Origin of the sequence: Methylobacterium litchii, assembly GCF_038442315.1 — a bacterium.
Taxonomy (GTDB): domain Bacteria; phylum Pseudomonadota; class Alphaproteobacteria; order Rhizobiales; family Beijerinckiaceae; genus Methylobacterium; species Methylobacterium litchii.
Map to the genome: position 1 here is coordinate 176,823 of NZ_JBBXMY010000005.1, position 21,001 is coordinate 197,823.

23 protein-coding genes are annotated in these 21,001 nt (G+C 70.1%); 10 read left to right on the plus strand and 13 right to left on the minus strand.

Features of this window, described 5'->3' with window-relative positions:
* Window positions 1–67: 67 nt before the first annotated feature.
* Window positions 68–610, minus strand: coding sequence for a signal peptidase II (lspA, locus tag AAHF99_RS11905; RefSeq protein ID WP_342164526.1), 543 nt, complete (start codon window positions 608–610; stop codon window positions 68–70).
* Entirely contained in the window at window positions 574–3,558 is a 2,985-nt protein-coding gene (gene ileS, locus AAHF99_RS11910) for an isoleucine--tRNA ligase (protein WP_342164528.1), read from the minus strand. Before ileS ends, lspA begins: the two co-directional genes overlap by 37 nt.
* Window positions 3,559–3,852: 294 nt before the next feature.
* Between ileS and AAHF99_RS11915 the strand changes: the two genes are divergently transcribed.
* The gene (locus AAHF99_RS11915; protein ID WP_409564624.1) at window positions 3,853–4,149 is read left to right on the plus strand and encodes a hypothetical protein; all 297 of its coding nucleotides are present in this window, start codon (window positions 3,853–3,855) and stop codon (window positions 4,147–4,149) included.
* A 37-nt stretch (window positions 4,150–4,186) separates the two neighbouring features.
* Here AAHF99_RS11915 and AAHF99_RS11920 read toward each other — a convergent pair whose 3' ends face one another.
* The 3 genes from AAHF99_RS11920 to AAHF99_RS11930 form a co-directional block, all read right to left on the minus strand.
* On the minus strand, window positions 4,187–5,122 hold the full coding sequence (locus AAHF99_RS11920) for a DMT family transporter (RefSeq protein WP_412759875.1): 936 nt from the start codon (window positions 5,120–5,122) through the stop codon (window positions 4,187–4,189).
* A 154-nt stretch (window positions 5,123–5,276) separates the two neighbouring features.
* Window positions 5,277–5,615: a hypothetical protein gene (locus tag AAHF99_RS11925; RefSeq protein WP_342164530.1), complete on the minus strand. Its 339-nt coding sequence runs from the start codon at window positions 5,613–5,615 to the stop codon at window positions 5,277–5,279.
* A 434-nt stretch (window positions 5,616–6,049) separates the two neighbouring features.
* Entirely contained in the window at window positions 6,050–7,252 is a 1,203-nt protein-coding gene (locus AAHF99_RS11930) for a pyridoxal phosphate-dependent aminotransferase (RefSeq protein ID WP_342164531.1), read from the minus strand.
* Between the two features lie 117 nt (window positions 7,253–7,369).
* Here AAHF99_RS11930 and AAHF99_RS11935 point away from each other — a divergent pair, with 117 nt between their 5' ends.
* From AAHF99_RS11935 to AAHF99_RS11945, 3 genes are read left to right on the plus strand one after another with little or no spacing between them, the layout of a single operon-like run.
* On the plus strand, window positions 7,370–7,651 hold the full coding sequence (locus tag AAHF99_RS11935; protein WP_342164532.1) for a ribbon-helix-helix domain-containing protein: 282 nt from the start codon (window positions 7,370–7,372) through the stop codon (window positions 7,649–7,651).
* The gene (locus tag AAHF99_RS11940; protein WP_243952998.1) at window positions 7,644–7,985 is read left to right on the plus strand and encodes a type II toxin-antitoxin system RelE/ParE family toxin; all 342 of its coding nucleotides are present in this window, start codon (window positions 7,644–7,646) and stop codon (window positions 7,983–7,985) included. Before AAHF99_RS11935 ends, AAHF99_RS11940 begins: the two co-directional genes overlap by 8 nt.
* A 45-nt stretch (window positions 7,986–8,030) precedes the next feature.
* Entirely contained in the window at window positions 8,031–9,023 is a 993-nt protein-coding gene (locus AAHF99_RS11945) for an LLM class flavin-dependent oxidoreductase (RefSeq protein WP_342164533.1), read from the plus strand.
* Window positions 9,024–9,096: 73 nt separating this feature from the next.
* On the opposite strand, the gene cysN is transcribed toward AAHF99_RS11945, so the two are convergent.
* The 3 genes from cysN to AAHF99_RS11960 are packed head-to-tail and all read right to left on the minus strand — an operon-like array spanning window position 9,097 to window position 12,271.
* Window positions 9,097–10,509, minus strand: coding sequence for a sulfate adenylyltransferase subunit CysN (gene cysN, locus AAHF99_RS11950; protein ID WP_342164534.1), 1,413 nt, complete (start codon window positions 10,507–10,509; stop codon window positions 9,097–9,099).
* A complete protein-coding gene (cysD, locus tag AAHF99_RS11955; protein WP_342164535.1) occupies window positions 10,509–11,456 on the minus strand; it encodes a sulfate adenylyltransferase subunit CysD in 948 nt (315 codons plus the stop codon). Before cysD ends, cysN begins: the two co-directional genes overlap by 1 nt.
* Window positions 11,453–12,271 carry a phosphoadenylyl-sulfate reductase gene (locus tag AAHF99_RS11960; RefSeq protein ID WP_342164537.1) on the minus strand — a complete coding sequence of 273 codons (819 nt, stop codon included), beginning with the start codon at window positions 12,269–12,271 and terminating at the stop codon, window positions 11,453–11,455. Before AAHF99_RS11960 ends, cysD begins: the two co-directional genes overlap by 4 nt.
* A 267-nt stretch (window positions 12,272–12,538) precedes the next feature.
* Between AAHF99_RS11960 and AAHF99_RS11965 the strand changes: the two genes are divergently transcribed.
* The 3 genes from AAHF99_RS11965 to AAHF99_RS11975 all read left to right on the plus strand — a co-directional run bounded on the left by AAHF99_RS11965 (window position 12,539) and on the right by AAHF99_RS11975 (window position 16,788).
* Complete coding sequence (locus tag AAHF99_RS11965; RefSeq protein ID WP_342164539.1) at window positions 12,539–13,054, plus strand: Lrp/AsnC family transcriptional regulator; 516 nt, start codon at window positions 12,539–12,541, stop codon at window positions 13,052–13,054.
* 110 nt (window positions 13,055–13,164) lie between these two features.
* Entirely contained in the window at window positions 13,165–14,934 is a 1,770-nt protein-coding gene (locus AAHF99_RS11970; protein WP_342164540.1) for a diflavin oxidoreductase, read from the plus strand.
* Window positions 14,935–14,988: 54 nt separating this feature from the next.
* Window positions 14,989–16,788: an NADPH-dependent assimilatory sulfite reductase hemoprotein subunit gene (locus tag AAHF99_RS11975; RefSeq protein ID WP_342164542.1), complete on the plus strand. Its 1,800-nt coding sequence runs from the start codon at window positions 14,989–14,991 to the stop codon at window positions 16,786–16,788.
* Between the two features lie 9 nt (window positions 16,789–16,797).
* On the opposite strand, the gene AAHF99_RS11980 is transcribed toward AAHF99_RS11975, so the two are convergent.
* The 3 genes from AAHF99_RS11980 to AAHF99_RS11990 form a co-directional block, all read right to left on the minus strand.
* Entirely contained in the window at window positions 16,798–17,019 is a 222-nt protein-coding gene (locus tag AAHF99_RS11980; protein WP_342164543.1) for a hypothetical protein, read from the minus strand.
* A 117-nt stretch (window positions 17,020–17,136) separates the two neighbouring features.
* Window positions 17,137–17,469 (minus strand): DUF6883 domain-containing protein, encoded by a 333-nt coding sequence (locus AAHF99_RS11985; protein WP_342164544.1) that lies wholly within the window; start codon window positions 17,467–17,469, stop codon window positions 17,137–17,139.
* Window positions 17,466–17,717, minus strand: coding sequence for a DUF4926 domain-containing protein (locus AAHF99_RS11990; protein ID WP_342164545.1), 252 nt, complete (start codon window positions 17,715–17,717; stop codon window positions 17,466–17,468). The genes AAHF99_RS11985 and AAHF99_RS11990 overlap by 4 nt, the downstream gene beginning before the upstream one ends.
* 99 nt (window positions 17,718–17,816) lie before the next feature.
* Here AAHF99_RS11990 and AAHF99_RS11995 point away from each other — a divergent pair, with 99 nt between their 5' ends.
* From AAHF99_RS11995 to AAHF99_RS12005, 3 genes are all read left to right on the plus strand, one after another.
* Window positions 17,817–18,926, plus strand: a complete 1,110-nt coding sequence (locus tag AAHF99_RS11995; protein ID WP_342164546.1) for a Gfo/Idh/MocA family protein — start codon at window positions 17,817–17,819, stop codon at window positions 18,924–18,926.
* A gap of 134 nt (window positions 18,927–19,060) precedes the next feature.
* Window positions 19,061–19,258, plus strand: a complete 198-nt coding sequence (locus tag AAHF99_RS12000; protein ID WP_243952929.1) for a hypothetical protein — start codon at window positions 19,061–19,063, stop codon at window positions 19,256–19,258.
* 74 nt (window positions 19,259–19,332) lie between these two features.
* Window positions 19,333–20,016, plus strand: a complete 684-nt coding sequence (locus AAHF99_RS12005; RefSeq protein ID WP_342164547.1) for a TetR/AcrR family transcriptional regulator — start codon at window positions 19,333–19,335, stop codon at window positions 20,014–20,016.
* On the opposite strand, the gene AAHF99_RS12010 is transcribed toward AAHF99_RS12005, so the two are convergent.
* On the minus strand, window positions 19,953–20,297 hold the full coding sequence (locus AAHF99_RS12010) for a DUF1330 domain-containing protein (protein WP_342164548.1): 345 nt from the start codon (window positions 20,295–20,297) through the stop codon (window positions 19,953–19,955). The genes AAHF99_RS12005 and AAHF99_RS12010 overlap by 64 nt on opposite strands.
* An 11-nt stretch (window positions 20,298–20,308) precedes the next feature.
* Window positions 20,309–20,998, minus strand: coding sequence for an orotidine-5'-phosphate decarboxylase (gene pyrF / locus AAHF99_RS12015; RefSeq protein ID WP_342164550.1), 690 nt, complete (start codon window positions 20,996–20,998; stop codon window positions 20,309–20,311).
* Window positions 20,999–21,001 lie beyond the last annotated feature (3 nt).

The window sequence follows — 21,001 nt, forward strand, 5'->3', positions numbered from 1 at the left end:
ATCGTATGGCGCCTTGACCACGCTCGACCAGTCCAGACGTACTGGGAAGCCCTGTGTGTTCTGCGTATCACGGCCGTGGCGCGGCGTTGTCGCGCGCCCGCCCGGCGGTGGCCGGGATGAGGCTGTCGAGGATCAGCCCGATCACGCCCGCCACGATGGCCGCGTCGGCGACGTTGAACACGTACCACGACCACCCGCCCGCATGGAGGTGGACGAAATCGAACACCGCCCCGTAGACAGCCCGGTCGACGGCGTTGCCCAGCGCCCCGCCGACGATGAGCCCGAGCGCCACGGCCAGCAGCCGGGAGCCGGCCCGCATCATCCAGAGGCCGAGCCCCAGGGCGGCGACGAGGGAGAGCGCCACCAGCAGCCAGCGGCCGAAGGCGCCGTCCTGCTGGAACATCCCGTAGGAGACGCCCCTGTTCCACACCACCACGAGGTCCGCATAGGGCCCGTAGCGCCAGGGCTGGGTGAGCACGAGGTCCGTGCCGAAATACAGCCCGAGCTTCGTCGCCTGATCGGCGACGAAGGTGAGGGCGAGGGCCAGGAGGCCCGCGCGGGGAGGGGTGAGCCTCACGCCGCGCTGGCCTCCGGGTGGGCCGCATCCCATTCCCGCAGGGCCTGCGCGTCGCGCGGCGTCACCTCGGGGAAGTCCGCGTCGGTGCCGACATCGGGGCTGACCCGCCAGGAGCGGGCGCATTTGCGGCCCTGCGCCGGGGCCGGGACCACGGCGACGCCCTTCACCTCATCGAGGCGGAAGGCCTCCGCCGGCCCCTCGCCCGCCTCCACCGCGATGGCGGAGGTGATGCAGGTGTCCGCGAAGGCGGTCAGGCCCAGAGACTCCACCGCCGCGCGCAGGTCGGCATCCGCGATGAAGACCTTGGGCGCGGCCTCCAGGCTCGCGCCGATGCGCTTGGCGGCGCGCTCGATCTCGAGCGCCCCGGTCACGACCCGGCGCACCCGGCGGATTTTTTGCCATTTCTCCGCGAGCGCCGGATCACGCCAGGAGGCGGGCGTCTTCGGCAGGGTCTGGAGGTGGACCGAGCCGTCCTCGGACGGGGTGCGGTCGAGCCACGCCTCCTCCGCCGTGAAAGCCAGGACGGGCGCGAGCCACACCACGACCCGCTTGAAGGTCTCGTCGATCACCTGCAACGCCGCCCGCCGCGTCGGCGAGGAGATCGGATCGCAGTAGAGCGCGTCCTTGCGCACGTCGAAGTAGAAGGACGACAGGTCGCCCGTCATGAACCCGTTGAGCAGGGCCACGATCCGCTTGGTGTCGTAGGTGGCGTAGGCCTCGCGGATCTCGCCGTCCAACTCGGCGAGCCGGTGCAGGATCAGCCGCTCCAGTTCCGGCATGTCCTGGAAAGCGACGTCATCGCCGGGGACGCGGTGCGCCAGCGAGCCCAGCATCCAGCGCAAGCTGTTGCGCAGCTTCCGGTAGGTCTCGGCGAAAGTCTTGATGATCTCCGGTCCGATGCGCAGGTCGTCGGTGTAGTCGGAGGCCGCCACCCACAGGCGCAGGATGTCGGCGCCCGAATCCTTGATGACGCTCTGCGGCGCGACGACGTTGCCCTTCGACTTCGACATCTTCAGGCCCTTGCCGTCGAGGACGAAACCGTGGGTCAGCACCACGTCGTAGGGCGCCCGGCCGCGGGTGCCGGAGGATTCGAGCAGCGAGGACTGGAACCAGCCGCGATGCTGGTCCGACCCTTCGAGATACATCACCGTGTCCTGCCCGCCGTCGCGAACGCGCGTCACGCCCGAGAGGCCGGGGAAGGCTTCAGGATCGTTCAGCACGAAGGCGTGGGTCGAGCCGGAATCGAACCACACGTCGAGCACGTCCATCACCTGCTCGTAGGCGGCGGGATCGTGCTCGGGCGCAAGGAAGCGGGACGCCGCGCCGGGGGCGAACCACGCGTCGGCGCCCTCGGAAGCGAAGGCCGCGTGGATGCGGACGTTGACGGCCTCGTCCTTTAGGACCTCGCCGCTCTCCTTGTGGACGAAGACGGTGATCGGCACGCCCCAGGCGCGCTGGCGCGAGACCACCCAATCCGGCCGGTTGCCGACCATCCCGTCGATGCGGTTCTTGCCCTGCGGCGGCACCCATTGCGTGTCGTTGATCGCCTGCACGGCGACCTCGCGCAGCGTCCGGTTGCCGAGGGCATCGACCGGCCGGTCCATGGCGATGAACCATTGCGGCGTGTTGCGGAAGATGACCGGCTTCTTCGAGCGCCAGGAATGCGGATACTGGTGGCGCAGCACCCCACGCGCGACCAGCGCCCCGGCCTCGGTCAGCGCCGCGATCACCGCCTTGTTGGCGTCGCCCTTCTCGCCCTTCTCGGTGTAGACGCGGCGCCCCTCGAAGCCCGGCGCCGCCTTGGTGAGCGTGCCGTCGGCATCGACCGTGTAGGGGATCGTGGTGTCGATGCCCCGCTCGGCGAGGCGCCGGCCGGAGGCCATCCAGAGCTCGAAATCCTCGCGGCCGTGGCTCGGCGCGGTGTGGACGAAGCCCGTGCCGGATTCGTCGGTGACGTGGTCGCCGTCGAGGAGCGGCACGTCGAAGCCGTAGCCGAGGCCCGCCAGGGGATGGGCGAGGGTCAGGCCCGCGAGCGCGTCGGCGGGGACGTCCGAGACTCGCTCGAACGCCTCGACGCGGGCGGCCTTGAACACCGTCGCCGCCAGGGAATCCGCGAGCACATAGGTCTCGCCGGGCTTGGCCCAGTTGTCCTCCGGCGCCGCCGTGACCTTGTAGAGCCCGTAGGCGATTTTCTTCGAATAGGCGACGGCGCGGTTGCCCGGCATCGTCCAGGGGGTCGTCGTCCAGATCACGACCCGCGCCTCGGGGAAGGCGTCGCCGCCCTTGGTGATCGGGAAGGCGGCAAAGATCGTGTCGGAGACGTGCTCCTCATACTCGACCTCGGCCTCGGCGAGCGCGGTCTTCTCCACCACCGACCACATCACCGGCTTCGAGCCGCGATAGAGCTGGCCGGTGACGGCGAACTTCATCAGCTCGTCGGCGATGGCCGCTTCCGCCGGGAAGGCCATGGTCGCGTAGGGATGGTCCCAATCGCCGGTGACGCCCAGCCGCTTGAACTCCTCGCGCTGCACGTCGAGCCAGTGCGCGGCGAAGGTCCGGCATTCCTGCCGGAACTCGATCACCGGCACGTCGTCCTTGTTGCGGCCCTTGGCGCGGTACTGCTCCTCGATCTTCCACTCGATCGGCAGGCCGTGGCAGTCCCAGCCGGGGACGTAGTTGGCGTCCTTGCCCAGCGTCCCCTGGCTGCGGACGATCACGTCCTTCAGGATCTTGTTCAGCGCCGTGCCGATGTGGATGTTGCCGTTGGCATAGGGGGGGCCGTCGTGCAGCACGAATTTCGGCCGCCCCGCCGCCGCCTGCCGGATCTTCTCGTAGAGGCCGATCCGCGCCCAGCGCTCCAGTAGCAGCGGCTCACGGGTCGGGAGCCCGGCGCGCATCGGGAACTCGGTGCTCGGCAGGAACAGGGTCTTGGAATAGTCGCGGGCCGGCGCGGCGGGCGCGTTCGTGTCGGGGGCGGTCATCGGGTCTCGCAAGGTCGGGCCGATCGGGCGGCCATAAGGGGGCGCTGGGGACAGGCGGCGGATCCCGGCCGTCCGCGAAAGCCCTGCCGCACCACGCGCGCGGGCCCTCAGGCGGCGGCCGGGCTCGTAATTCGCCGTCCGCCGGGAGCGGGGCGCGATGCGCGGGGAGGGACCATTCCGCCTCTCTAGCAGCCGGCCCCGGCGGATGCCAGCGGGAGGGCGGAGCGGCCCTGCAACGATTCGCGGCTCCGGCCGTTCGCTGAGGAGCCGATGTCCGGCTACGCTTCAGGAGGAATGCCCGTGAGACTCTCCCTCAGAACCGCCCTCGTCGCAGCCGCGCTCGCCGCCGGCTCCCTCACCGCCGCGATGCCGGCGCAGGCCCAGGGTCTGGTCGGTGGCGTGCAGCGCGGCGCGGCCGAGGGTGATCGCGTCGGCGGCCCCATCGGCGGCGTGGTCGGTGGCGCCGTGGGCGGCGCGGTCGGCACCGTGAACGGGGCGCTCGGCATCGATCCGGGCCGGCGCGCCTACCGCACCGACATGCGCTCGCGCCGGGCCTACCGCCGCGCCCATCACCGCCGTCATCACCGCTGAGAGCGGGGAGGGCCGGGGCTCTGGGCGCCCCGGCCGCTCACGCCGCCCGGCGAAGGGTGTCCTGCGCCAGGAGATACAGCCCCGAGCCGATGACGATCATCGCGCCGACGATGGTCCAGCGCCCGGGCAGGTCCCCGAACAGCAGGAAGCCGAGGGTCACCGACCAGAGCAGCTGCGTGTAGATGAACGGCGCGAGGACGTTGGCCGGCGCCCGCGCATGGGCCAGCACGAGGAGCCAGTGGCCGATCGTGCCGAACAGGGCCACCGCCAGTAGCAGCGCCCAATGGCTCCACTGCGTGGGGCTCGACCAGATCCAGGGCAGCAACGGCGCCATCAGGGCGACGCCCGCCAGCCCGGTGTAAAACATGGTCGTGGCGGTGGAATCGTAGGACGCGAGCTTGCGCGTCACGATGGCGTAGAGGGCATAGACTAGCACGTTCGCCACGCTGAGCAGGGCGGCCGGATGCATGGTGCCGACGCCGGGGCGCACGATCACCAGCACGCCGAGGAAGCCGATGCCGATGGCGGTGAGCCGGGCGCGGGACGACCATTCCCCCAGCAGCGGGCCGGCGAGCAGGGCGACGGTGAGCGGCGCGGCGAACTGGATCGAGATCGTCTCGGCCATCTGCAGGTAGCGCAGGGCCATGAAGTTCAGGGCCGTGGAGGCGAAGAGCAGCAGGGAGCGCACCACCTGCAGGCCGAGCCGGCGGCTGCGCACCACGCTCGGCGTGCGCACCGGGTTCACGAAGAGCGAGATCATCGCGACGCTGGCGGCGTAGCGCATGAAGGTGGTGACCAGGGGATCGACCCCCGCCCGCGCCAGGGTCTTGCCGCAGGCATCCAGGCTCGCGAAGAAGGCGACCGCGCCGCACATGAGCGCGATGCCCACCATCCGGCGGCGCCGGGCGGCCTCGGCCTCACTGGCGGTGGCGATCCCGGCCGGTGCCGGAACGGTGGAGGCGGAACTGGCCATCGATGCGAATCGCGAGGGGCGCGGGAAACCGCGACGCTGGAGGCACGATGCCATGCGCGCCACGGCGCAGGTAGGCGCGGTGGCGCAACCGAACCATGCGGCGAGGGCGCGGGCCGCGCGGGCGCCGCTTACCGTTCGTTAACGCGTCGGCGCGTCAGCGCTTCGCGGCCTTCTTCGGCGCCGGCGCGCTGGCGTTCGCCATCAGGGCGGCGAGGTGCGACTGGTCGAGCTCGGAGGGCTGCGGCGCGCGGGCCACGGCCGGGCGCGGCGCGGCGGGGGCCGGCGCCACGGCCTGACGAATCTCGGCGGCCGGCGGCGGCGCGCTGGCGCGGGGCGAGATCGAGCCCGTCGTCTCGGGATCGGCGATGCTGGCGATGGCGGGGGTGGTCAGCCCGTCCGAATCCCGCTGCAGGCGCAGGGCCCAGTGGATCCCGGTGGAGAGGGCGGCGACGGCCAGGATGGCCTTGATCCCGCTTGTGAGCAGGGAACGCATGCAATCGAAACCCGAGTGAACGCCCGAACAATGGACCGGATCCCGGCCCATCACGACCTTCGCACCGGAGCGTGAAGAAAGCGGGAAGACGGAGGGGTGCTCCCTGCTCCGCTTCGGGACACAGGCGTCTCAACCGGGGAGAGAAAGTGAGTGGGCCTTGCGCCTGATCCGCGGTTCCTGTTCCCCGCGCCTCCGACACCCCTGCAGCCGCTCGGCCCACTAAGCCTCACAGGCGCGGCCCAGAGAACTGGTCCGGACCGCCCCGTCACTGCCGACCCCGCTACCATGCAGGCCCGAGAGGGCTCGCGAAACCGTCAGGCGCATCGGCCACGGGGAAGGCCCGTGTAAGGGGTCGCACGCGAGCCGGCAACCGAAGCCGGGCGGTGACCCGGCGCCGCATGGGGCGCCCCATGGGGGGCGCCGGGACTTCGACCTCAGCGGAGCGAGCCGCAGAAGCGCTGGATGCGGCGGCAGGCCTCTTCCAGCACCGCGTCCGAGGTGGCGTAGGAGATGCGCAGGTTCGGGCCGAGCCCGAAGGCCGAGCCGTGCACCGCCGCCACGCCCTCGGCCATCAGCAGCTCGGTGACGAAATCCTCGTCCGTCTCGATCACCTTGCCGCCCTCGGTGCGCTTGCCGATCGTCTCCGCGCAGGACGGGTAGACGTAGAAGGCGCCCTCCGGCGTCGGGCAGGTCAGGCCCCGGGTCTGGTTGAGCATCGAGACCACGAGGTCCCGGCGCTTCTGGAAGGCGGCCCGGAAGGTGGCGAGGTGGTCCTGCGGCCCCTCGAGGGCGGCCACCGCCGCCCATTGGGCGATGGTGGTGGCGCCGGAGGTCTGCTGGCCCTGCACGAAGTCCATGGCCTTGATGAGCTTCTCGGGGCCTGCCGCGTAGCCGATGCGCCAGCCGGTCATGGCGTAACCCTTCGAGACGCCGTTCATGGTGAGCGTCCGCTCGTAGAGGGCGGGCTCGACCTGGGCCGGGGTCACGAACTCGAAATCGCCGTAGGTCAGGTGCTCGTAGATGTCGTCGGTCAGGACGTGCACGTCCGGATAGCGGAGCAGCACGTCGGTGAGCGCCTTCATCTCGGTGCGCGAATAGGCGGCGCCGGAGGGGTTCGAGGGCGAGTTCAGGATGATCCACTTGGTCTTGGGCGTGAGCACGCGCTCCAGCTCGGCCGCCTGGAGCTTGAACCCGTCCTCCATCCGCGTCTCGGCGAACACCGCCGTGCCGCCGCACAGGCCGACCATCTCCGGGTAGGAGACCCAGTAGGGGCGGGGGATCACCACCTCGTCGCCAGGGTTCAGGGTGGCGAGCAGCGCGTTGTAGAGGATGTGCTTGCCGCCCGTGGCGACGATGGTCTGCGACGGCTTGTAGTCGAGCCCGTTCTCGCGCTTGAACTTCTTCGCGATGGCCTCGCGCAGGGGCACGATGCCGGAGACCGGCGGGTAGCGGGTCTCGTTGCGCTGGATCGCATCGATGCCGGCCTGCTTGATGTGGGCGGGCGTATCGAAATCGGGCTCGCCGACCGAGAGGGAGATGACGTCGACGCCCGACGCCTTCAGCTCGCGGGCCTTCTGCGTCATCAGGATGGTCGCGGAGGGCTTCACCCGCGAAAGGACGTCGGCGAGGAAGGCCATGGGGTTGCGTGCTCCGGTGGAAAACGGCGCGGACCCTAGTCCCGCGGCCGGGAGCCGGCAAGCATCGCGCGACTCACGGAATTCTTGATAAGATGGCCCGGTGATCGGGAGACGGACATGCCCAGGGGCGAGACGATCAGCGTGACCATGGCGCCGGAGACCTTGCGCGCCGTGCGCGAGAGCGTCGAAGCGGGGGAATACGAATCGGTCGATGCAGCCCTGGACGAGGCGGTGCGTGCCCTCCAGCGCCAGCGCCGGGAGAAGACGGACCATCTCGAATCGATCCGCGCGCGGATCCAGCGCTCGTTGGACGATCCCCGGCCGGACCTGACCATCGAAGAGGTCGAAGCGGATATGGAGGTGCTGTTCGCGCAGGCGCGTGCAGCACGTCGTGCGTAGGCTTCCCGTCAGATTCCGGCGCGAGGCCAGAGCCGATCTCGCCGATATCTTCGATGTCGTCTTGCGGGCGAGCCGGGACGATATCACCGCAGAGCGGTTCACCCGCCGGATCATCGCGCGGTGCCGACGTATCGGCGACGCTCCCTTCGGCGGTCGACTGCGAGACGATCTGATCCCCAATCTGAGAACGGTTCCGTTCGAGGGTAGCGCCGTGATCGCCTATCGGGTCGAACCCGACTGCGTGAGGATTACGAACATCTTCTATGGTGGACGCGACATCGAAGCGTTTTACCTCGCTGGCGAACAAAGGATCGCCCTCGCGAAGCAGCACTGAAGCCCCGCCCTCCCACATCACCGCCCGAACCCCCATCTCACGGGCATGATCCCCCTTTCCGTCCTCGACCTCTCCTTCGTCTCGTCCGACTCGACCCCGGCGCAGGCGCTGCACGACACCCTGGCGCTGGCCCGGCATGTCGATACCCTCGGCTACCGGCGCTACTGGCTCGCCGAGCACCACGCCCTGCCGAACGTGGCGAGCCCGGCGCCGGAGATCATGATCGGCCAGATCGCCGCCGCGACCCGGAACCTCCGGGTTGGATCGGGCGGGATCATGCTGCCGAACCACGCGCCGCTGATGGTCGCCGAACGCTTCCGGGTTCTGGAGGCGCTGTTCCCCGGCCGGATCGACCTCGGCATCGGCCGGGCGCCCGGCACCGACGGCGTCACCGCCCGCGCCCTGCGGCGGCGGGAGGCGCCCTCGGGCAACGGCGGCGACGACTTCCTCGACCGGCTGCAGGAATTGCTGTTCTGGGACGGCGGCTTCCCGGAGGGCCACCCGTTCGGCCAGATCCAGGCGACCCCGGCGGGCGTGGCGCTGCCGCCGCTCTTCCTGCTCGGCTCGTCGGATTACAGCGCGCAGCTCGCCGCGCAGATCGGCGCCGGCTTTGCCTTCGCGCAGCATTTTTCCGGTATTCCCGCCGAGGGGCCGATGCGCGCCTACCGGCAGATGTTCAAGCCGTCGCGGCTCGGGGCCGAGCCCCACGCGATCCTCGCGGTGGCGGCGATCTGCGCGGAAACGGATGCGGAGGCCGAGCGGCTGGCCTCGAGCGCCCGCCTCTCGACCCTGCGGCGGGAGCGGGGCGAGTACCGCCCCCTGCCGAGCCTCGCGGAGGCGCTGGAGTATCCCTACTCCCCCTCGGAGCAGGCGAGGATCGAGCGGGGCCGCGACCGGCTGCATGTCGGCTCGCCGGCGACCCTGCGCCCGCACCTCGCGGCATTGGCCGAGTCGGTCCAGGCCGACGAGTTGATGATCGTCACGGCCATCCCCGACCAGACGGCGAGGCACGCCTCGTATCGCCTGCTGGCGGACTGATCCGGGGATACCGAAGGGCGTGGCGCCCTTCGGCGGAGTGTCGGCCGGACCGTTGCAGGCGGCCGAGAACGCGTCAGCGACCGAACAGGCGCTTCAGGCCGCCGAGGATGCCGCCCGAAGAGGCTTCGGCTTCCTGCCGCCGGGGCGCGGAGGCCGCCTCCTTGCGCGGGGCCAGGATGAGGCCGAGGGCGGCCGTGTCCGTGGTCTCGCGGTCGATCAGGATGAAGCTCCCGGTCTCGCGGTTGTCGGCATAGGCATCCACCGCGACCGGCCGGTCGAGGGTGAGGCGCACGTCGGCGATGTCGTTGGCCGACAGGCGCTCGGCTGGGCCGGGCTTGCCGGTCTCGGGATCGATGCGCGAGACGATGGCCTGCACCGTCGCCGTCACCGTGGCGGTGCCGACCTTGGCGAGGAGGCTCGCGCCCGGGGCGAGATCGGTCTCGGCGGCCCAGAACAGGCGGGCGTCGAGGGTGTCGAGGGCCAGGAGCGGCGCGCCCTCGGCGGCGATCACCTGGCCGCGCGAGGCGTCGATCTGCTCAGCGAGCACCAGCGTCACCGAGAGGTCGGCGCCGGCCTCCGGCAGATCGCCATCGGCGGTGTAGATGCGCTCCACCGTGGCGGCGCGGCCGCCCGGCTGCACGCTCACCCGGTCGCCCGGCCGCACGGTGCCGCTGGCGATGCGCCCGCTATAGCCCCGGAACTCCGAGTTCGGCCGGTTCACCCACTGGACGGCCATGCGGAACGGGGCGTTCAGGGCCTCCTCGCGCACGGGCACGGTTTCGAGGAAGGTGAGCAGCGTGCCGCCATTGTACCAGGGGGCGTTCACGCCCGGATCCACGACGTTGTCGCCGTTCTTGGCCGAGAGGGGGATCGCCCGGATCTCGGCGAAGTTCAGGCCCGCGGCGAACTCCGAAAACCCCTTCACGATCTCGGCGAAGCGGTCCTGGGCCCAGCCGATCATGTCCATCTTGTTGACGGCCAGGACCACGCGGCGGATGCCGAGGTTCGACACCAGCAGGGCGTGGCGGCGGGTCTGGCGGGTGAGGCCCTGGCGGGCATCGACCAGGATCACCGCCACGTCGGCGGTGGAGGCGCCGGTCGCCATGTTGCGGGTGTACTGCTCGTGGCCGGGGGTGTCGGCGACGATGAACGAGCGCTTGTCCGTGGAGAAGAAGCGGTAGGCGACGTCGATGGTGATGCCCTGCTCGCGCTCGGCCTGCAGGCCGTCGACCAGCAGGGCGAGGTCCATCTCCTGGCCTTGCGTGCCGTGCTTGCGGGAATCCCGGCGCAGTGCGGTGATCTGGTCGTCGAAGATCTGCTTGGTGTCGTGCAGCAGCCGGCCGATCAGGGTCGACTTGCCGTCGTCCACCGAGCCGCAGGCGATGAAGCGCAGCACTTCCTTGTCGCGGTGCGTTTCGAGGAAGGCGGCGTAATCCTGCGCGACCGAGGACGCCTGGAACGCAGTCTTGGGCGGGTGGATGGTCATCAGAAGTAGCCCTCCTGCTTCTTGCGTTCCATGGCGCCGGCGCCGTCCTTGTCGATCACCCGGCCCTGCCGCTCCGAGGTGCGGGCGGCGAGCGTCTCGGCGATGATCTCGGGCAGGCTCGCGGCCTCGCTCTCGACCGCCCCGGTCAGCGGGTAGCAGCCGAGCGTGCGGAAGCGGACGACCCGCTCCTGCGGGGTCTCGCCGGGGTTGAGGGGCAGGCGCTCGTCATCGACCATGATGAGCTGGCCCTCGCGCTCCACGACGGGGCGCGGCGCCGCGAAGTAGAGCGGCACGATCGGGATGTTCTCCTGCTCGATGTAGAGCCAGATATCGAGCTCGGTCCAATTGGACAGCGGGAAGACCCGCAGCGACTCGCCGCGCTTCTTGCGGAGATTGTACAGGTGCCAGGGCTCGGCCCGCTGGCGCTTCGGGTCCCAGCGGTGCTGGGCCGTGCGCAGGGAGACGATGCGCTCCTTGGCGCGGCTCGCCTCCTCGTCCCGGCGGGCGCCGCCGAAGGCCGCATCGAACTTGTGCAGGTCGAGGGCCTGACGCAGGGCCTGCGTCTTCATCACGTCGGTATGGACCTCGGAGCCGTGGCTCACCGGCCCGACGCCGCGCGCCAGCCCGTCCTGGTTGGTGTGGACCAGCAGGTCGAGGCCGAGCTCCTTCGCCCGTGAATCGCGAAACGCGATCATCTCCTTGAACTTCCACGTCGTGTCGACATGGAGCAGCGGGAAGGGCAGCTTGCCCGGCGCGAAGGCCTTCAGCGCCAGATGCAGCAGGACGGACGAGTCCTTGCCGATGGAATAGAGCATCACCGGGTTCTCGGTCTCGGCGACCGTCTCCCGGAAGATGTGGATGGCCTCGGCCTCCAGGCGCTTGAGATGGCTCAGGCGGGCCGGGGAGGGGGCGGTTTCAGGCCGCAAGGCGGTCTGGGCGGCGCTCATCGGGCGAACTCCGGCTCACGGGTTTCGGGGGTGGGCTCGAATGCGGCGGCTTCCTGACCCGGCTGCACCGAGGCGCCGGGGCGGCCGACATGCAGCCCGCATTCCTTCTTGTCTTCCTGCTCCCACCACCAGCGGCCGGCACGCTCCGGCTCGCCGACCTTCACCGCGCGGGTGCAGGGGGCGCAGCCGATCGAGGGGAAGCCCCGGTCGTGCAGGGTGTTGTAGGGAACGAAGTTCTCGCGCACGAACAGGTCGATGCGCTCCCGCGTCCAGTCGGCCAGCGGGTTCAGCTTCATGAGGCCCCGTTCGGCATCGTAGGCCGCCAGCGGCGTCGCGGCGCGGTTGGCCGATTGCCCGGCGCGCAGGCCGGTCAGCCAGCCGGCGGCGCCGTCGAGCGCCCGGCCCAGCGGCTCGACCTTGCGGAAGCCGCAGCAGGCCTGCCGCGCAGCGACCGAGCGGCGGAAGCCGTTGATGCCCTCGTCACGCACGAAGGCTTCCTCGGCCGCGCGCTCGGGCACGTAGGCGAGGATGCGGAGGCCGTAGGCGGCCTCGGTCTCGACCCAGGTCTCGTAGGTCTCGGGAAACAGCCGGCCGGTGTCGAGGGTCGCGATCTCGATCCGCCCGCCCGCGAGCTTCGCCATGGCGATGGCGTGGGTGAGCACCTGATCCTCGATGCCGAGGCTCGTGGTGAAGACCAGCCGCCCCGGCACTTCGCGGGCGATCAGGTCGAGGCGGGCGGGAAGATCGAGGGCGGCGAGGCGGGTGGCGAGTGCGCCGGCCCGCGCCTCGGCCGCCCCGGAATCCGTGAGGGACATGATGGTCTGCTCCTGCGCCGGCCCTGTGGACGTGGTGGGCCGCGCCGGTTGTCGAGGAGTCGAAATGTTCGCTATACCGAACGAAGTCAAGGCGACGGGGCCGATTCGCACCCCTGAAAATGCCTGCGGCGGGTGCGTCAACGCACACGGAACGAGGGCAACGCCTCTTCGTTTGTAAAAAATTATTCTCACAAACGCCATCTAACCCCTATAGAGCGGGAAGTTCCTTCTTCCCTCAAAGGGGCGCCGAAACGGCGGAGGTTCCTTTTGGACGCCATCGACCTGAAGATCCTGGCCCTGCTGCAGCGGGACGCCACCCTCTCCATCGCCGCCATCGGCGAGAAGGTCGGCCTGTCGCAGACGCCGTGCTGGAAGCGCATCCAGCGCCTGGAGGCGGATGGGGTGATCGACCGGCGCGTGGCGGTGCTCGATCCCGTGAAGCTCGGGCTGGGGCTGACGGTGTTCGTCTCGATCGAGACCGCCGACCACTCGCAGGATTGGCTCCAGCGCTTCGCCGACACGGTATCGGCCATGCCGGAAGTGCTGGAATTCTACCGGATGGCCGGCGATGTCGACTATATGCTGCGCGTCGTGGTCGCAGACATGCAGGCCTACGATGCGTTCTATAAGCGCCTCATCTCCGTCCTTCCGTTGAAGAACGTGACCTCGCGCTTCGCCATGGAAAAGGTGAAATCCACCACCGCCCTGCCGCTGCCGGCTCCGCCGAAGGCGACGCGGCATCTGCCGGAAATGGCTCCGGCGCTCGTCGCGGTCGGAGAATGATCTTCTCCCTTCGCCGCACGCGGCGAAGGCGATCTCCTCATTTCGTGCCGTTCTGCAAAAAGAACGTTCCTGGTTGACATGGGCCCCGCGCCCGACGACATGGTCCGGTGATGTCTCGCTCCGCTCTTCTCCCGCGCACCGCTCCCTTCGGGGACGGCGAGCGCGCCAGCCTCGATGCCGTTCTCGTCAATGCGAGCCCGGTCCAACGCGCATGGCTCGCGGGCTTTCTCGCCGGGCTCGACGCCGCCGGGGGTCAGGCCCAGGCGGCGCCCGCCCAGGCGCCCAAGGCCAGCGAGCCGCTGACGGTCATCTACGCGAGCGAGTCGGGCAATTCCGAAAAGCTCGCGGGCGACGTCGCCAAGCTCGCGCGCAAGCAGGGCTTCAAGCCGAAGGTAGTGGACTTCGCCGACCTCGACCTCGCGACCCTGCCGAAGGCCGGCAAGCTGGTCGCCATCGCCGCCACCTGGGGCGAGGGTGAGCCCCCGGCCCGCGCGGTGCGGGCCTATGGCGAGCTGATGGGCGAGGGCGCCCCGCGCCTGGACGGCGTGGAATTTGCCGTGCTCTCCCTGGGCGACACGTCCTACGTGGAGTTCTGCGCCATCGGGAAGGCGCTCGACGCGCGGTTCGAGGCCCTGGGCGGCAAGCGCGCCGCCGAGCGCGCCGATCTCGACCTCGATTTCGAGACCCCGGCCGCCGACTGGATCAAGGGCACCCTCAAGGCGCTCGCCCCGGCCGCCGCCCCCGACAACGTCGTCGCGGTGGATTTCGCCCGCGCGGGCGGGGACGGGGATGAGGAGTCCGAGCCGAGCCGCGACCCGGTCGTGGTCGAGGTGGTCGAGCACGTGAACCTCAACTCCTCGCGCTCCGACAAGGAGACGATCCACCTCGCGCTCGCCTTCGAGGACGGGGCGCCGGCCTACGAGCCGGGCGATTCCCTGGAGATCTACCCGGAGAACGACCCGCAGCTGGTGGACGAGATCCTGGCCGCCACGGGCCTCTCGGGCGACGAGGCCCTGCGCAAGGCGCTGCTCGCCGAGCGCGACATCACCACGCTGTCCGCGGCGACGATCGAGCGCTTCGCCAAGGCGACGGGCTCGGAGGACGCCAAGGCGTTCGTGGAGAGCGGCGAGGTCCGCGCCTGGCTCGAGGGCCGCAACCTCATCGACCTGATCGAGCGCTTCCCGGCCAAGCTCACCGCCGAGCATTTCGGCAGCATCACCCGGCCGCTGCCGCCGCGGGCCTATTCCATCGCCTCCTCCCGCAAGGAGGTCGGCGACGAGGTCCACCTCGCCATCGCCGCCGTGCGCTACCAGACCTTCGGCCGCAAGCGCTCCGGCGTGGCCTCGGTCCACGTGGCGGACCGGATCCGCGACGGCGCCAAGCTGCGGGTGCGGCTGAAGCCGAACAAGCATTTCCGCCTGCCCGCCGACCCGGCCACCGACATCATCATGGTCGGCCCCGGCACCGGCGTCGCCCCGTTCCGCGCCTTCGTGCAGGAGCGCCGCGCCACCGAGGCCCCCGGCCGCTCCTGGCTGTTCTTCGGCGACCGGCACTTCACCCACGACTTCCTCTACCAGCTCGAATGGCAGGAGGCCCTGGAGGACAAGTCGCTCACCAAGATCGACGTGGCCTTCTCGCGGGACCAGCCGGAGAAGATCTACGTCCAGAACCGGATCGACCAGCACGCCGCCGAACTGGTGGAATGGCTGGACGGGGGCGCCCACTTCTACGTCTGTGGCGATGCCAAGCAGATGGCCAAGGATGTCCGCGCTTCGGTGGTGCGGGCCTTCGAGACCGTGAAGGGCCTGTCCACCGCCGACGCCGAGGCGCATGTCGCCGGGCTGGAGCGGGCCAGGAAGTACCAGCAGGACGTTTACTGAGCAGGACCGACCGTCCCCCCGCGACCGTCGTCCGACAAAGCAACCGAGACCACCATGACCGACGCCCCGTCCCCCGCCGCCAAGCGCGTCTACGAGACCCCGCCGACCTCGCGTCCGATCACGGAGGCCGAGGCCGCGCGGGAGGCGAAGCTCGCCGCCAACGAGCACATCAAGATCGCCAGCGGCTACCTGCGCGGCACCCTCGCGGACGGGCTCCTGGCGCATGCCACGGGGGCCATCTCCGAGGATGACGGGCAGCTCGTGAAGTTCCACGGGATGTACCTGCAGGACGACCGCGACCTGCGCCCCGAGCGGACCAAGAAGAAGCTCGAGAAGGCCTACGGCTTCATGATCCGCCTGCGCATCTCGGGCGGCGTGGTGACGCCCCAGCAATGGCTGGTGCTCGACGACATCGCCCGCACCTATGGCGGCGACGCGATGCGCGCGACGACGCGGCAGACCTTCCAGTTCCACGGCATCATCAAGTCGAACCTGAAGCGGACCATGGCCGCCATCGATGCGGCCCTGCTCGACACCATCGCCGCCTGCGGCGACGTGAACCGCAACGTCATGGCCTCGACCAACCCGGCCCAGGCGAAGGCGCATGCCGCCGCCTATCAGCTCGCCAAGGACATCTCGAACTCCCTGCTGCCGCGCACCCGGGCGTGGCGGGAGATCTGGCTCGACGGCGAGCGCGTGGTCGGCGGCGAGGACGAGGTGCAGGAGGTCGAGCCGATCTACGGCAGGACCTACCTGCCCCGGAAGTTCAAGACCGTGATCGCCGTGCCGCCCTCGAACGAGGTCGACGTCTTCGCCCACGATCTCGGCTTCATCGCCATCCTCGACAAGAAGAACGCCGTCACCGGCTGGAACATCACGGTGGGCGGCGGCATGGGCATGACCCATGGCGAGCCGGACACCTTCCCCCGCACCGCCGACGTGATGGGCTTCTGCAAGGCGCAGGACGCCCTGCGCTATGCCGAAGCGGTGATGACCGTCCAGCGGGACTGGGGCAACCGCAAGAACCGCAAGAACGCCCGCCTGAAGTACACGATCGAGCGCTACGGCCTCGACGCCTTCCGGGCCGAGGTCGAGGCGCGGGCGGGCAAGCCGCTCGAGGCCGCCAAGCCGTTCACCTTCACCAGCAACGGCGACCGCTTCGGCTGGACCGAGGGCGACGACGGGCGCCACCACCTGACGCTCTACGTCCCCTCCGGCCGGATCAAGGACATCGAGAACGGGGCGCAGTTCCTCTCCGGCCTGCGCCGCATCGCCGAGGTGCACAAGGGCGATTTCCGCCTGACGGCCAACCAGAACGTCATCATCGCCAACGTGCCGGAGGCCCAGCGCGCGGCCATCGAGGCGCTGGTCGACGAGTACGGGCTGACGAAGGGCGCGGGCGCCCTGCGGCGGAACTCCATCGCCTGCGTGGCCATGCCGACCTGCGGGCTGGCGCTGGCCGAGAGCGAGCGCTTCCTGCCGGGCCTGATGGACGACCTGGAGGCGAGCCTCGCCAAGCACGGGCTGCAGGACGAGGAGATCACGATCCGCTCGACCGGCTGCCCCAACGGCTGCGCCCGGCCCTTCATCGCCGAGATCGGCCTCGTGGGCCGGGGGCCCGAGCGCTACCACCTCTATCTCGGCGCGGCCTTCGACGGCTCGCGGCTGAGCAAGCTCTACCGCGAGGACGCTTCGCCGTCCGAGGTGGTCTCGACGCTGGATCCGCTCTTCGCCGAATTCGCGACGGCCAAGCAGGCCGGTGAGCATTTCGGCGATTACCTGATCCGCGCCGGCCACGTGGCCAAGACGACCAACGGGCCGGACTTCCACGAGCGGATCGGCGCGCTGAAGTAGGCGCGCCCGTTACTCGGCGGGGGCGGCCACCCGAGTCTTGGCCGCCCTGCGCTGGCGCGACTCCGCCGCGAGGTCGGAGAACCCTGCGTCGAACCTGTCGTACAGACGGCTGACGAGGCCGAGGGCGAAGTCGAGGGTCGCGCCGAACAGGGTCACGACCCCGATGAACGCCGCCATGGCGAGGCGCCAGACGCCGGCGATGACGCGACCGATCCAGTGAAACAGAGCCATGACGTGCTTTCGTGCGAGGGGCGGTCGGACGGATCGTCCGTTGCGCCGCACACATAGGCTCGCACCTGCGGTCGGGGACGCGACCGAAAGCGGCGGTGGGCGCCGGGAACTTCGCGGTCAAAGCGGATAAGCGGTGATCAGCCGCCAGCCATTCGTCTCGCCCTGCCAGACGATCCGAATCCGTGGCCGGCGCCCGTCGGGCGCCTCGATCGACCCCTCGACCACCAGCCGGCGCCGGTCGCCGATCTCAAGCGCGCGGCTCCGGCTTTCCTCGGCCTGCGGCACCGCGACGATGGCCCGCGCGAAGATGGTGGGCTCGCCGGGATCGAAGCCGAAGGACAGGAAGAATCGCGCCTTCGAACCGCCCTTGGGGTGATCCACGTTGAGCAGGTAATCGACGATCTTGGCGATTGGAATCTCGAAGGTCGGATTCCCGGTTTCGTCGCTCACGGCACCGCGCGACCGGTCCTGACGAGGTCGGCGGCCTCGACCGTCGCCAAAGCGCCCATCGGCTCGGGGAACTCGATCTCGTAGGCCTCGCCGCCGTTCCAGACCGCGACGACCGTCCCCTCCGCGCCAACCCGAATCGTGGCACCGTCCAGGGTGATGACGTCCACGAGAACGCGCACCTCATCCAGCTCCCGAAGGACGGCAGCGGGCTCTTCCTTCCGAACGTGATAGACGAGTTCGATCGGCATCGGCACAGGATCGCCGGAAACCCCAAGGTCCGCAAGGGAGTGCTGCGGATCAACCGCCCCCGTTCCGCGTTCCGCCTTCGCAGTGCAACGGAGACGGGTATGCGGGCGAAGCGGGTGGTCGGGCGCAAGGTGCGCTACGCGGTGGTGGGCGGCGGCTGGATCTCGCAGGCCGCCTTCATGCCGGGGGTGGCGCAGACCGGCAATTCCGAGATGACGGCCATCGTCACGGGCGATCCGCAGAAGGCGGACGCCCTGGCGAAAAGCTACGGCCTCACCGCCTTCACCTACGATCAGTACCCGGACGCGCTGGCCTCCGACCTGTTCGACGCGGTCTACCTCGCCCTGCCCAACGGGATGCACCGGGACTACGCCGTGCCGGCGCTGGAGGCCGGGTGCCACGTGCTCCTCGAAAAGCCGATGGCGGTGAGCGTCGCGGAATGCGAGGCGATCAACGCGGCGGCGCAGGCCTCGGGCGCCAAGCTGATGCTCGCCTACCGGCTGCATTTCGAGCCGGGGACGCTCGATGCCATCGCCCGCGTGCGGGCCGGCGCCATTGGCGAGCCGCGCATGTTCACCGCGACCTTCGGCCAGACGGTCGGCGCCGGCAACCACCGGGCGAAGCAGGGCTTCTGGGCCGGTCCGGTGCCCGACATGGGCACCTACCCGATCAACGCCGCGCGCAACCTGTTCGGGGAGGAGCCCGTGGAGGTCTCGGCCCTCGGCAGCCGCCGGCCGGACAGCCCCTACGCCTTCGACGGCACCGTCGCCGTCACCCTGCGCTTCCCCAGCGGACGGCTCGCGCAGTTCACCGTCTCCTACGAGACCGAGGGCGTCGATGCCTACCGGATCACCGGCACGGAGGGCGACCTCCACATGCAGCCGGGCTTCCTGTTCGGCACCGGTCTCGCCGCCACCCTCACGCGGGGCGGGGAGACGGAACGCCTGACCTATCCGAGCGTCGATCAGTTCGGCGGGCAGACCCGCTATTTCTCGGAGTGCATCCTGAACGACCGGGCGCCCGAGCCGGACGGCGAGGAGGGCCTATGCGACCTGCGGGTGCTCGAAGCCGTGGAGCGGGCGCTGGCCACCGGCCGGACGCAGAGCCTCGACCCGATGACCCGCAGCCGGCGGCCTGATCCGTCGCAGGCGACGGATCTGCCGGCGGTCGAGCCGCCGGAGATGGTGAACGCCGCCCGCCCCGACGCCTGACTCCGACAAACATCCGCAACAATGCGTCGCATGTGGAGAACCAATTAAAAGCGAGACAGTTGTTTTTGTGAGACAACGGAATCGCCCCCTCCGCCGCGCCCGAGAGCGCTCCGGAGGGGCGAGGGGAGGGGATCATGGCCAAGCACGATATCCTGGGTTTCTTCGAGCACCGCCGCGACGGCGCCTGGGTGTGCGTGAGGCCGTTCACCCTCACCACGCCGAATGCCAGCGTCGACATCCGCCAGGGCATGCGCTTCGATTACGGCAAGCGGATCGGCGGCGTGGACCTCGCCGAGTATCTGGAGCGCCTGGGCTCGCAGTTCGGATCCTGAGGCAAACCAAGGGCGCGGCGCGGGGATGCGATGACCGGCTTTGACGGTCTCCCCGGCCCGCCCTACTAGGGGTCATGCAACCCGACGAGCCCCTGCAGATCGTGGCGGAGGACAGCGCGCCGACCACGCGCTGCCGCATCATGGCGACCGCCAGCACGTTCTTCCACGAGATCGGCTACCAGAAGACCACCGTCGCGGACATCGCGCGGGCCCTGAAGATGAGCCCGGCGAACGTCTACCGGTTCTTCGATTCGAAGAAGGCGATCAACGAGGCGGTGCTGGAGCGCCTGATCGGCGAGGTCGAGGCCCTGCTCGCGGGCATCGCGAACCGCCCCGGCCTCTCGCCCACGGCGCGGCTCGTCACCGCCATCGAGGCTCTGCACCGCTACAGCATGGATCGCTACGAGCGCTATCCCCGCATCCATGAGATGGTGGAGGCGGCGATGGGCGAGAGCTGGGAGGTCTGCCGGCACCATCTGGCGGGTGTCACCGGCGTCTTGGAGCGCATCATCCGTGAGGGGGTGCGGACCGGGGATTTCGAGACCCCCGACCCCGCCATCGCGGCCGGGTGCATCCACGTCGCCATCGCGCGCTACACCCACCCCCTCCTCGTCTGCCAGCCGATCCTGCCGCCGGTGCCGCCGCTCGACGCGATGATCGGCTTCCTCCTGCGCGGATTGGCGCCGGCCCGCCCCTATTCCGAGGCGGGCGTCGAGGGCGGAGCCGGCTCCGAGGCCGAGGGCTGTGCGCCCTCGTAGCCCTCGATCACGAGGATTTCGGCCTCGACGCCGCCGCGCTGCTTGGCCTTGGCCTCCTGGTAGAGGTCAGAGTTCCAGCAGGCGAGGGCGTCCTCGTAGGTCGGGAACTCGATGACGACGTTGCGGCTGCGGGCCTGCCCCATCACCGCCTCGTAGCGACCGCCCCGGATCAGGAAGCGCCCGCCGAATTTCGCGAAGGCCGCGCCGTTGGCCGCCACGTACTCCTTGTACGCCTCGGCATCGCGGACATCGATCCGCGCGATCCAATAGCCCTTGGTCATCCCTGATCCTCTCATGCCATCTCGGCGACGATGGCCTGGGCCACCGCCCTGGGGTCGGCGGCGCCGGTGATCGGCCGCCCGACGACCACATGGTCGATCCCCGCCCGGCGCGCGTCGCCCGGCGTCATCACCCGCTTCTGGTCGCCCGCGTCGGCGCCCGCCGGGCGGATGCCGGGGGTGACGATCAGACGGTCCGGCCCAACGATGGCGCGCACGCCGGCCGCCTCCGCCGCCGAGCAGACCAGCCCGTCGATGCCGATCGCGGCGGCCTGTGCGGCGCGCTGGGCGACAAGCTCCGCCACGGGCAGAGCATAGCCCGCCTCCACCGCGTCCGCGTCGTCGTAGGAGGTGAGCACCGTGACGGCGAGGATCTTCAGGCTCTCGCCCCGGCCCCTCACCGCCGCCCGCATGGTCTGCGGGTAGGCGTGGACCGTCAGGAAGGTCGCGCCGATCCCTGAGACCGCGCGGACCCCCTCCTCGATGGTGTTGCCGATATCGTGCAGCTTGAGATCGAGGAAGACCTTGCTGCCCCGCGCGACGAGGCGCTCGGCCAGCGCCAGCCCGCCGGCATAGGCCAGCCGGTAGCCGATCTTGTAGAAGGTCGCCGCGTCGCCCAGGCGGTCGATCAGCGCCTCGGCGTCGGGCACGCCCGGCACGTCCAGGGCGACGATGAGGCGGTCTCGCGGGTCGGTCACGGTCATGGG

Bases quoted from the DNA above. Each gene is read 5' to 3' on its own strand.
- AAHF99_RS12005 (WP_342164547.1), top strand. From the start codon at position 19,333: ATGCAACCCGACGAGCCCCTGCAGATCGTGGCGGAGGACAGCGCGCCG.
- AAHF99_RS11925 (WP_342164530.1), bottom strand. From the start codon at position 5,615: ATGCGTTCCCTGCTCACAAGCGGGATCAAGGCCATCCTGGCCGTCGCC.
- AAHF99_RS11970 (WP_342164540.1), top strand. From the start codon at position 13,165: ATGTCTCGCTCCGCTCTTCTCCCGCGCACCGCTCCCTTCGGGGACGGC.
- AAHF99_RS11975 (WP_342164542.1), top strand. From the start codon at position 14,989: ATGACCGACGCCCCGTCCCCCGCCGCCAAGCGCGTCTACGAGACCCCG.
- AAHF99_RS11995 (WP_342164546.1), top strand. From the start codon at position 17,817: ATGCGGGCGAAGCGGGTGGTCGGGCGCAAGGTGCGCTACGCGGTGGTG.
- pyrF (WP_342164550.1), bottom strand. From the start codon at position 20,998: ATGACCGTGACCGACCCGCGAGACCGCCTCATCGTCGCCCTGGACGTG.
- AAHF99_RS12000 (WP_243952929.1), top strand. From the start codon at position 19,061: ATGGCCAAGCACGATATCCTGGGTTTCTTCGAGCACCGCCGCGACGGC.
- AAHF99_RS11915 (WP_409564624.1), top strand. From the start codon at position 3,853: ATGCCCGTGAGACTCTCCCTCAGAACCGCCCTCGTCGCAGCCGCGCTC.
- AAHF99_RS12010 (WP_342164548.1), bottom strand. From the start codon at position 20,297: ATGACCAAGGGCTATTGGATCGCGCGGATCGATGTCCGCGATGCCGAG.
- AAHF99_RS11930 (WP_342164531.1), bottom strand. From the start codon at position 7,252: ATGGCCTTCCTCGCCGACGTCCTTTCGCGGGTGAAGCCCTCCGCGACC.
- ileS (WP_342164528.1), bottom strand. From the start codon at position 3,558: ATGACCGCCCCCGACACGAACGCGCCCGCCGCGCCGGCCCGCGACTAT.
- AAHF99_RS11920 (WP_412759875.1), bottom strand. From the start codon at position 5,122: ATGGCCAGTTCCGCCTCCACCGTTCCGGCACCGGCCGGGATCGCCACC.
- AAHF99_RS11945 (WP_342164533.1), top strand. From the start codon at position 8,031: ATGATCCCCCTTTCCGTCCTCGACCTCTCCTTCGTCTCGTCCGACTCG.
- AAHF99_RS11990 (WP_342164545.1), bottom strand. From the start codon at position 17,717: ATGCCGATCGAACTCGTCTATCACGTTCGGAAGGAAGAGCCCGCTGCC.
- cysN (WP_342164534.1), bottom strand. From the start codon at position 10,509: ATGACCATCCACCCGCCCAAGACTGCGTTCCAGGCGTCCTCGGTCGCG.
- AAHF99_RS11935 (WP_342164532.1), top strand. From the start codon at position 7,370: ATGCCCAGGGGCGAGACGATCAGCGTGACCATGGCGCCGGAGACCTTG.
- lspA (WP_342164526.1), bottom strand. From the start codon at position 610: ATGGGATGCGGCCCACCCGGAGGCCAGCGCGGCGTGAGGCTCACCCCT.
- AAHF99_RS11980 (WP_342164543.1), bottom strand. From the start codon at position 17,019: ATGGCTCTGTTTCACTGGATCGGTCGCGTCATCGCCGGCGTCTGGCGC.
- cysD (WP_342164535.1), bottom strand. From the start codon at position 11,456: ATGAGCGCCGCCCAGACCGCCTTGCGGCCTGAAACCGCCCCCTCCCCG.
- AAHF99_RS11960 (WP_342164537.1), bottom strand. From the start codon at position 12,271: ATGTCCCTCACGGATTCCGGGGCGGCCGAGGCGCGGGCCGGCGCACTC.